Annotated in this window: 6 protein-coding genes; all 6 read left to right on the forward strand. The window is 43.1% G+C overall.

Annotated features, from left to right (window positions below; all coding sequences use genetic code 11):
- The first annotated feature begins 921 nt into the window (after positions 1-921).
- The 6 genes from HMPREF0666_RS14605 (at position 922) to HMPREF0666_RS14630 (ending at position 8,926) form a co-directional block, all read left to right on the forward strand.
- Entirely contained in the window at positions 922-3,144 is a 2,223-nt protein-coding gene (locus HMPREF0666_RS14605; RefSeq protein WP_009013149.1) for a M3 family metallopeptidase, read from the forward strand.
- Positions 3,145-3,238: 94 nt separating this feature from the next.
- Complete coding sequence (locus tag HMPREF0666_RS14610) at positions 3,239-3,934, forward strand: murein L,D-transpeptidase catalytic domain-containing protein (protein ID WP_009013150.1); 696 nt, start codon at positions 3,239-3,241, stop codon at positions 3,932-3,934.
- Positions 3,927-4,499: a 50S ribosomal protein L19 gene (locus tag HMPREF0666_RS14615; protein ID WP_232214129.1), complete on the forward strand. Its 573-nt coding sequence runs from the start codon at positions 3,927-3,929 to the stop codon at positions 4,497-4,499. Before HMPREF0666_RS14610 ends, HMPREF0666_RS14615 begins: the two co-directional genes overlap by 8 nt.
- A gap of 234 nt (positions 4,500-4,733) precedes the next feature.
- On the forward strand, positions 4,734-7,313 hold the full coding sequence (locus HMPREF0666_RS18230) for a Tex family protein (protein ID WP_009013152.1): 2,580 nt from the start codon (positions 4,734-4,736) through the stop codon (positions 7,311-7,313).
- Between the two features lie 4 nt (positions 7,314-7,317).
- Entirely contained in the window at positions 7,318-7,815 is a 498-nt protein-coding gene (locus HMPREF0666_RS14625; protein ID WP_009013153.1) for an STM3941 family protein, read from the forward strand.
- A gap of 472 nt (positions 7,816-8,287) precedes the next feature.
- Entirely contained in the window at positions 8,288-8,926 is a 639-nt protein-coding gene (locus tag HMPREF0666_RS14630; protein WP_042856467.1) for a hypothetical protein, read from the forward strand.
- Positions 8,927-9,786 lie beyond the last annotated feature (860 nt).

A 9,786-nucleotide genomic window follows, 5' to 3' on the forward strand; every position in this document is an offset into this window, starting at 1 on the left:
GAGCATGAACACTGTGATAATCCCACGTAAAATTACGTTTAACCTATTGTGTAGTTTACATTCATGGAAGGAACGTAATGCGTAGTCTTGTTCATTCTACCCTTTGTCCATTCAAAGCTCGCCGTCGCTGTCGGTCATCTAAGCTGTTTAGAGTGTCCTGAAAAATCATTACAAACAACCTTGTAAAGCGTTGGGAACGAGAGAGCAAAGCACGTATAAAAGTGAACATATAACCTTCACATAATCAATCAGTTATATACACCACCAAAGAAAGGCGTCTTCAAGGCGCAAGAAGGGCATGTTTAAGAGGCAAGAAGGGCATGTTCTTGAACGTAGTTAGGCCTCTTCTTCATCCTTGAAGGGCAAGTATTGGTTTCAAGCCGACTGAAAACTATTTACAAGTCCACCTATTCCTTCGTTTGTTATCATACCGTCTATCATTCTTCCTCCCTATTGTCTACTGCTGTTTTAATACTTATCTCGTGATGTGCGATACCTTCTCTAAGATTCTCATAGACGTATCTCAGTGATTACACTCCCCTCAACTCTGAAAGGGGCAAGTGTGTACTTTTCGCTTGACCACGTCTGTATCTTCTGCTCACCCATTCTTTCTATGAGAGAAGAAACCTTAACTTCTTATTCGATTTATTTGATACTCTCGTTTTTTTTATGTAAGTTTGCGGAATAAAGGGAGATGGAGATAAATGATAGGTGATATCAACACCTAACATTTAACACCTACCACCATGGAGTTACTATGGAAGTAAGTTGAATTGCTTTACATCAACACCTAACATTTAACACCTACCACTATGGAGTTACTATGGAAGTAAGTTGAATTGCATTACATCAACACCTAACATTTAACACCTACCACCCATTCCCCCCTTACCCAACATTCAATACCCAACAATTAAAAACATGAAACAGAACCTCAAGAATGTTGTACTGGCCGCAGGACTTGCTTGCACAGCACTTACAGGTCAGGCACAAAACGTAAGACCGAAGACGACACAGACGGTCAGTAATTCGCTTATGAAACAGAGTACGCTACCTTTTAACGCTCCTGATTTCAGTCATATCAAGGGTACAGACTACCTACCTGCCATCAAGTTGGCTATTGCTGAGCAAAGAGCTGAGATAAAGAAGATTACAGACAACAAGCAGAAGCCTACTTTCACCAATACTATCTTAGCTTACGAGCGGAGTGGAAAGAACTTGGAACGTATATCAAACATCTTCTATGCACTCGTATCAGCCGATAAGACAGGAGAAATAGAGAAGGCTCAAGGAAGCATAGTACCCTTAATGACGGAGTTTGAGAACGAGGTTAAGTTTAATCAGAAGTTCTTCCAACGTATTAAATATGTATATGACCACGAATACAATACGCTCAAAGGCGAGGATAAGAAGCTGTTGGAAGTAGTCTATAAAGACTTCACTCATGCTGGCGCCTTGCTCCCAAAGGAGAAGATGGCACGTATGCAAGAAATTAATAAGGAGTTGGCAAAACTTCAGCAGGACTTTGGTGATATGCTTCCGAAAGCTGCCAATGAGGCAACAGTATGGGTCAACGATGTAAAGGAACTGTCTGGTCTCAGCGAAGCAGATATTGCTCAGTGTAAGAAAGATGCTGAGAGCCGTGGCGGTAAGGCACCTTATTGTATCGTGATTACGAACACCACACAGCAACCTATCCTTGCAAGCCTCGACAACCGTAGCCTACGTGAGCGTGTCTACAATGCTTCTATCCATCGTACAGACGGTACGGGGGCTTACAACACCTTCCCTATCATCGTGAAGATAGCACGTCTTCGTGCTGAGAAAGCGCAGTTGATGGGCTATAAGAACTATGCTTCATACTCGTTGGAGAAGACTATGGCAAAGAACACGGATAATGTCTATGCCTTTCTCCGCCAGATGATTGGTGCTTATAAACCAAAGGCTGAGGAGCAGACAAAGGCGATTGAGGAGTATATGAAGGCGCAAGTGAACAAGTTAGCAAGTGAACAAGAGAACAAGTTGACAGGTGAACAAGTTAATGCAAATAACTCGTCTACCAGTCAACCAGTCAACTCGTTTACTGCTCTCCAGCCTTACGACCGCTTCTATTATTCGTCAAAGATGAAGAAGGACCAGTTCAACTTCTCAGATGAAGACGTGAAACCTTACTTCAATCTTGACTCTGTTCTTGTCAATGGTATCTTCTATGCGGCCCATCGCGTCTATGGTCTTAGCTTCCGTGAACGTAAGGATATCCCGACTTATCATAAGGACATGAAGGTATTCGACGTACTTGATGCTGATGGTAAGCAGTTGGCTTTGTTCTATTGTGATTACTTCCGCCGTCCAACAAAGCGAGGTGGTGCATGGATGAGTGCCTTCCTCAAGCAGAGCTTAGATAGGAATCAGAAACCATTAATATATAATGTGTGCAACTATGCGAAGGCTCCAGAAGGTCAGCCTACACTCCTTACTTGGGACGAGACACAAACAATGTTCCACGAGTTCGGACATGCCCTGCATGGTATGCTATCTCATTGTAAGTATAACACATTGAGCGGTACGGCCGTAGCACGTGACTTCGTAGAGATGCCATCACAGTTTAATGAGTCGTTCGCAAGTATTCCAGAGGTGTTCAACCACTATGCACGCCATTACAAAACCAATGAGCCTATGCCTGACGCATTGCGTGAGAAGATGCTTGGATCGCTCAATTTCCTTTCGGCATACGCATTGGGTGAGAACCTTGCTGCGACCTGCTTGGATATGGCTTGGCATTGTCTCTCTCCTTCAGAGGTTCCAACAGCTGAAGAGGCACCGGCCTTTGAGAAGAAGGTGTTGGCTGAGATTGGTCTACTAAACAGTCAGATACCTCCTCGTTACTCTACTTCTTACTTCAACCACATCTGGGGTGGAGGTTATGCAGCAGGTTATTATAGCTACCTATGGAGTGAGGTATTGGCCGTGAATATTGCTGACTATTTTGCAGAACACGGTGCACTGACTCGTAAGGTGGGTGATGATTTCCGCCAGAAGGTTCTCTCACGTGGTAATACTCGTGACCTTATGACTATCTTCTCAGACTTCACTGGCCTAAAGGCACCTGATACAAAGGGTCTTCTGAAGGCCAGAGGGATGTAGAAAGAACATCTATCGCTATCAGCCTCAGCCCCATCCTCTCTCCGAATGGAGAGGGGGAGTTGACATCAAGATAACCCTATCTATTAGATAAGTAATGGGAAACGATAAGACAAGAAACAAGTCAAAGGATGCCCAAACGATGGGGATAACGCACTGTTCACACCCCTTTCTACAAGGGAGAGGATGGAGGAGAGGCCGCCTTTTCATCTTATTCCTTCTCCTCTTCTTAACGCTCAACTTTGGCGTAAAAGGCTATTGGAAGATAAAGTCTTACACATTTCAAAGCCAATTCAAAGACGTGTGGGAAATCTGTCACAACAAGGGGTTTAACGAAGACTACTGTGTCCTCGTTGATTTCTCACGCCCATCAGGTGAGGACAGAATGGCTATCATCGACTTAAACACATTATCCGTGCTCGACACAGGACCCTGTGCACACGGCAAAGGAGAAGGCAACAGTGCGTGGGAACCACGCTTCTCAAACAAGGAAGGAAGTAAATGTTCGAGTCTTGGACATTTCAAGATTGCTGAGAAAAGTTATTCTGCTAATGTTGGACTATGCTTTGCCCTTGATGGTCTTGATAGTTCAAACGATAATGCACGACGGAGACATATCCTCATTCATAGCTCTCGTTACGTGGATATTATGCACCACCTAACCTCCTATCTCCCACTCTCCAATGCTTCGTGGGGATGCTTCACTACAAGCCCAGCTATGCTGAAGAAGATTGAAGCCATCTGTGATAAAAGTAAGAAACCCATCTTGCTTTATGCCTATAAATATGTTTGATGAACAAAAGATGATGACGAAACTACAGTTGAAAAGACTCCTGACTTGCATTCTACTGACAATGCTTGTCACCCTCAGCACACGTGGGCAAGCCCTTTGTATCATTGATGGTACACCCCTACCCGACTCCCTCTTGCATGTCACTATCAATGAGATGCGTTCGGATTCGGCCAAAGAAATTGTGGCAAACAGACTCAGACTTATTCCACCCTATGCCATTGAGTCTATACAAATATTCTCACCAGAAGAACAGATAAAGCAAGGGAAAAATATTACTTTCTGTAAGACTCCAAGAGACATCGTCCTCATTAGGACCAACTCCTTTGCTGAACTACAATGGATAATAGATGGTAGACCGAAAAAACCACATAAGTGGTTGACTATCATTGAGTATATGCTCTCACCCAAAAGCATAATAGAAGCAATGCCAAAGGGGATTAAGTCTACTGATATCTCCGCTCTACACCTTATTACATATAGGAAGGACCCACGACAAGAGATGCGTCCGACCATCGTTATTGAGACCAAAAAAGCCTCTACTAAATCCTCTAAAAGAAGGAGATAAGGTATTGGCATAAACTGTTCCATTCTAAACAAGTAGAGAAAAAGATACTCACGCATGACAAACAAGGAATGGGAGATGATAAGTAAAAGGTGCTTATAAAGATAGAATAGACAAGGGTAAATGAGTAGTAAAAGCATAGCCTACCTTGTAGAGGTAGTTCGCTATTTATCCTGTTCTCCACAGATTAGAGGGATATTATCTCTCCTCCCTATGCAAACAAAAAAACATCTATAAATGGATAGACCAACATCATACGGCAAAAAGACCGAACCAATGAATAATAACGAGCAGACTGCGAATACGACACCCTCCCTTTCAGGGGAACTGAAGGAGGCCTCCTTTATCTCTCAATCACTTTCCCTCCCTCGCAGAAGTGTATCGGCAGTCCTCATCCTACTCAATGAAGGCTGTACAATCCCATTCATTTCTCGCTATAGAAAGGAACGTACAGGAAACCTCAATGAGGTTCAGATAACCGATATCAGCGAACTTTACGACCGTCTGAAAGAACTCGCTAAACGTAAGGAAACTATCCTCAAGACCATTCGTGAGCAGGGGAAACTCACGACAGCATTAGAGGCTAAGATTCAGTCTTGTATGGATGCTACCGAACTGGAGGATATCTACCTACCTTATAAACCTAAACGACGCACACGAGCACAGATTGCTCGTGAACAAGGATTGGAGCCTTTAGCAATGGAGATCATGAGCGTGGCAGCCTCTTCCAACCCTTCTGTAGGGAGGAGAGTAGCTCTTTCCTGCTTATCCGAAAAGGAGAGAGACAAGCTTGCAAGTGCTTGGCAGGAATATCAAGGAGGAACCAAAGGGTCTTTATTCGTCCGTGAGCATATAGATATTTCCACCCTTTTGGAGGGGTTAGGGAAGGCTTCTCTCACCCTTTCGAAGGAGTTAGAAGGAGCCTTAGACATCATCGCCGAGATTGTATCAGAGAACCAGCAAGCACGTAATACTGTCCGCACAGCTTACCATCGTGGGGCCATCATCTCATCAAAAGTTATCAAGAAGATGAAGGATACAGACGAGGCACAGAAGTTCTCTGACTACTTCGATTTCTCTGAACCACTCCGTCGATGCAATAGCCATAGGCTACTTGCCATGCGTAGAGGTGAGTCTCAAGGTATTCTACGAGTAAGTATTACGATTGAGGGGGAGGAATGTGTCTCACGTCTAACACGGCAGTTTGTACGTGGACATGGTCTTTGTCAGGCCCTTGTCAGCCAAGCTGTTGAGGACTCCTTCAAGCGTCTTATCAATCCAAGTATGGAGAATGAGTTCGCAGCCTTGAGTAAGGAACGTGCCGACGAAGAAGCTATTAAAGTCTTTACAGAGAACCTCCGTCAACTTCTCCTGTCCCCTCCACTTGGTCAGAAACGTGTTCTTGCCCTCGACCCCGGCTTCGCCAATGGTTGTAAGATAGCTTGCCTTGACGAACAGGGTACCCTTCTCCATCACGAGATAATCTATCCGCATCCTCCACGCAACCAGATGAGACAAGCCACAGAAGCGCTGCAAAGGATGATAAAGACCTATAAGATTGAGGCTATTGCCATTGGTAATGGTACGGCAAGTAGGGAGTCAGAGACTTTCATTAGTAATATTCTCCAAGACACAACGAACGACTTTGGGAATATATTAAGATATGTAGTGAGCGAAGATGGTGCTTCCATCTATTCAGCCTCACCCGTAGCACGTGAGGAGTTCCCCGATGAAGATGTTACTACACGTGGTGCTGTATCCATCGGACGAAGGCTCATGGACCCTCTTGCCGAGCTTGTGAAAATCGACCCGAAGAGTATCGGTGTCGGACAATATCAGCACGATGTCGACCAATCAAAGCTCAAGCACTCACTCGACCAAACGGTGATGAGTTGTGTCAATCAGGTGGGAGTCAATCTCAATACGGCTTCTCGTCACTTACTTACCTACGTTAGCGGACTCGGTCCGGCCCTTGCTCAGAACATTATCGACTATCGTCATGAGAACGGTCCCTTCACTTCTCGTACCCAATTAAAGAAGGTGAAGCGTCTGGGTAATACTGCTTACCAACAATGTGCAGGCTTCCTTCGCATCCCCAATGCCAAGAACCCGCTCGACAACTCTGCTGTTCATCCCGAAAGCTATCACATTGTTGAACAGATGGCAAAGGACCATGGTTGTACGATAAAGGACCTGATCGGTAATAAGTCACTCTTGTCTCAGATCGATATCCAACGCTACATCCATAAAGGTCTTACCTCTCTAAGCCCAAGCAGTCTCCCTCCTCGTTCCTCTTCTTCTGTAGAGAAGGTGAATACAGGCAATGGTTCGCATAAAAGAGAGAATAATAGTAAGCCTTTATCAACTGATAGTGAGATTGCTACTAACACCCTTTCAGGGGGGTCGAAGAAGACCTATTCTTCTCTGTCTGAGGCTTTGAGCGAGTTATCTCTCACCCCTTCTGAGGGATTAGGAGAGGCTACCCTACGTGATATCATAGCCGAACTTGAGAAGCCAGGACGTGACCCACGTGGCGAGGTGGAGGTCTTCGAGTTTGATAAGAACGTCCATTCCCTCAACGACCTCATTGTTGGAATGGAACTACTGGGTATTGTAACGAACATTACCAACTTTGGTGCGTTCGTTGACATCGGTGTTCATCAAGACGGACTTGTACACATCTCCCAGCTCTCCGACCGTTTCGTCTCCGACCCCACACAGGTTATTCGCCTCCATCAGCACGTCCGTGTCCGTGTTGTTGAGGTCGATATGCGTCGCAAACGCATTGGATTAAGTATGAAGAATATCAAACAATAAAGATATGAATAAGACAAAGAAGACCCTTGCTTACTTAGGTGGCATAGCATTTACAATCTTAGGAATATGGCTCCTTACCATGGATACCTCCACAACAACCTATCCTGTTTGGAAGATAAAGGTTGCTGGTGTACTCTCCGTCACCTTCTTTGGTGGAAGTGTTTTATACATGACTTATAGAAAGATAAGACTTATCATAACCCATAAGAAAGATATTGAGTTTACTGATAGCGGCCTTTCTATCTATGGAGCTAAGGAAATCATGTGGCGTGAAATAGCCGACTTCGATTTGATACGCTTTAAGGGTAATAGGTTGATAACCATCCAAATGAAGAATCCTACAGAGGTTCTTGCAAGCGAACCATCGTGGATTAAACGCAAGACAATGGAATACAACCTAAAAACTATCAATGCCAACTACGCTTTCCCTGCTTATTTAATAGATGGAAGAGCCGAGGAAGCACTTGCATTGTGCAAAGAGAAGTTAGCAGAACATCAATAATATCAGTTGTCAACCAGTACTCCACCACCCTTGTCGGCCTCATGGAACTGATAAGCTAACACTCTCGCTTCTAATAATAAACGACATATAAACCAGATGAATATGAGCGATAACCTCTTACTCTATATCATTACATATTATACAAGATAAGTTTTATTTTTGTTTGCTGTCATATTTAACACTTCATACAACCCTCCTGTAAATTAATAAGTTAGGTGATGAGATAGAATGACAGTAATGACAGCAACTTTTATTTTGGGTGGAGAGACGTATTATCTATGTACAGAGACAGAGCATGTAGGGAGTACTCATTTATCATAGAGTTAGCCAATACTATTTCAAGAGACGGAGATGAACACCATAAAGCGTGATGTCTCTATCACTTGAAAAGGCGATAACATCATTTTAAGTACATCAAAGAGAGGTAGAGAGTACCGTCATTCTCTTCTCTTTAAATTAATCAATATAAAATATGGGAATGCTTTTCGTTCTTATTTTCTGGGCCGTTATCTTCCTACTACTATTCTTAGTATCAGGCTTACTAACGCTTCCCTTTACTTATTTCCTTTGTAAAGAACAGAGGAAGAGGAGGATGATACTCTCCTTCTTCACGCCGGGTGTGGCTCTTTTCACCTACGCTGCAAGTAGCTTAGTAGCAATGATTATCATCGCAATCATTCTTGGAACGGATATAGGAATTGGTGATAGTTGGAGCACACCACTGAAGAATAACTACGAACTGAGCAGTACTGATACACCCGACAATGGAGGTATATGCAAGAAAGACGACCTTTACAACGAGATACTAATATCTGACGTTACACACATACAAGTGATTGGTGACTCCGTGATCGGTAAGGCGGATGGTAGATACTTTATATTTAATCTACAGGACGGGACCCATACTGACAGTCTTACCTATCAAGCTCTTACACGCCAAATAAGTCCTTCTTCCATCCACCTCATTGATAATAACACCTACTACTGGGAACAAAGAAGAACAGCCTACATCATTGGTGGCGTACTATCTCTCCTATTAACTATCCTCGTCGTACGGCTTTTCTGGAGGATAGGTCTACATGGTTTTCAAAGGAGACAACAAGGGTCATAACTTCTCAACCATATAAATCCGACTCAAAGCAGTATCAAGCAAATAAAGAACAGACCGCCCATTATCCTGCAACCAGTCCCAAGTTCCCTCTGCTTACAGGCCACACTCCCCTCATCCTGTGTATTTACAAAATAACTTACGAGTACGATGTCACTCCGCCAACGGTCTCTCTCTACTAATAAGTAAGGTTCTTCCGTTAAATGTGTGGACGCTTTTCGTAGTGCTTTAACGTAAGAGCCAAAATTACTCACTAAACTAAAATATAGCTGAGACAGTCAACTATCTATCCTATTTTCATCCTCTTTCATTGAAAATCTTTTCGTTTTAAGACTTCGAAAACCTGCAGGCAAGGGTTTGAAAAATCATTACATAAATTCAAGGAAAACACCTATAACTAACGGCAAAAATACACACATGAAGCAGGTTTACAATCAACAGAGTATCAATTAGTTACCTGGTATAAAGTAAAAGGTGCCTAATTGGACTTCAAAAGGGCGTTAGCAAGGGTCTTAAAGAGCATCTTTTGCAAGCCAAAAGGGCGTCTTTTAGAAGCCAAAAGAGCATGTATTGGGTTTGAGATGTACAAAAATAATTTACAAACATGATTTAATAAGGGAATAAGCAGGTTATAGACGACAGATAGACATCACACCTAATTACATTTATCGTATAGTTTACCCCCTCCTTATAAAACAATCTTATTGGAGGTAAGCTTACCATGTATATGGATTAATCTCATTCTTTTAACAATCTACACATTTAACGGAAGAACTATAAATAAGGGACTTCCTCAAAGCTATATGCCACTAACTCATTTCAAGACAATTCTAAGAAAATACTTGAAAGCCGTGATCTATTCA

Source organism: Prevotella sp. C561 (assembly GCF_000224595.1).
GTDB classification, from domain to species: domain Bacteria; phylum Bacteroidota; class Bacteroidia; order Bacteroidales; family Bacteroidaceae; genus Prevotella; species Prevotella jejuni.

Bases quoted from the DNA above. Each gene is read 5' to 3' on its own strand.
- HMPREF0666_RS14605 (WP_009013149.1), top strand. From the start codon at position 922: ATGAAACAGAACCTCAAGAATGTTGTACTGGCCGCAGGACTTGCTTGC.
- HMPREF0666_RS14610 (WP_009013150.1), top strand. From the start codon at position 3,239: ATGGGAAACGATAAGACAAGAAACAAGTCAAAGGATGCCCAAACGATG.
- HMPREF0666_RS14615 (WP_232214129.1), top strand. From the start codon at position 3,927: ATGTTTGATGAACAAAAGATGATGACGAAACTACAGTTGAAAAGACTC.
- HMPREF0666_RS18230 (WP_009013152.1), top strand. From the start codon at position 4,734: ATGGATAGACCAACATCATACGGCAAAAAGACCGAACCAATGAATAAT.
- HMPREF0666_RS14625 (WP_009013153.1), top strand. From the start codon at position 7,318: ATGAATAAGACAAAGAAGACCCTTGCTTACTTAGGTGGCATAGCATTT.
- HMPREF0666_RS14630 (WP_042856467.1), top strand. From the start codon at position 8,288: ATGGGAATGCTTTTCGTTCTTATTTTCTGGGCCGTTATCTTCCTACTA.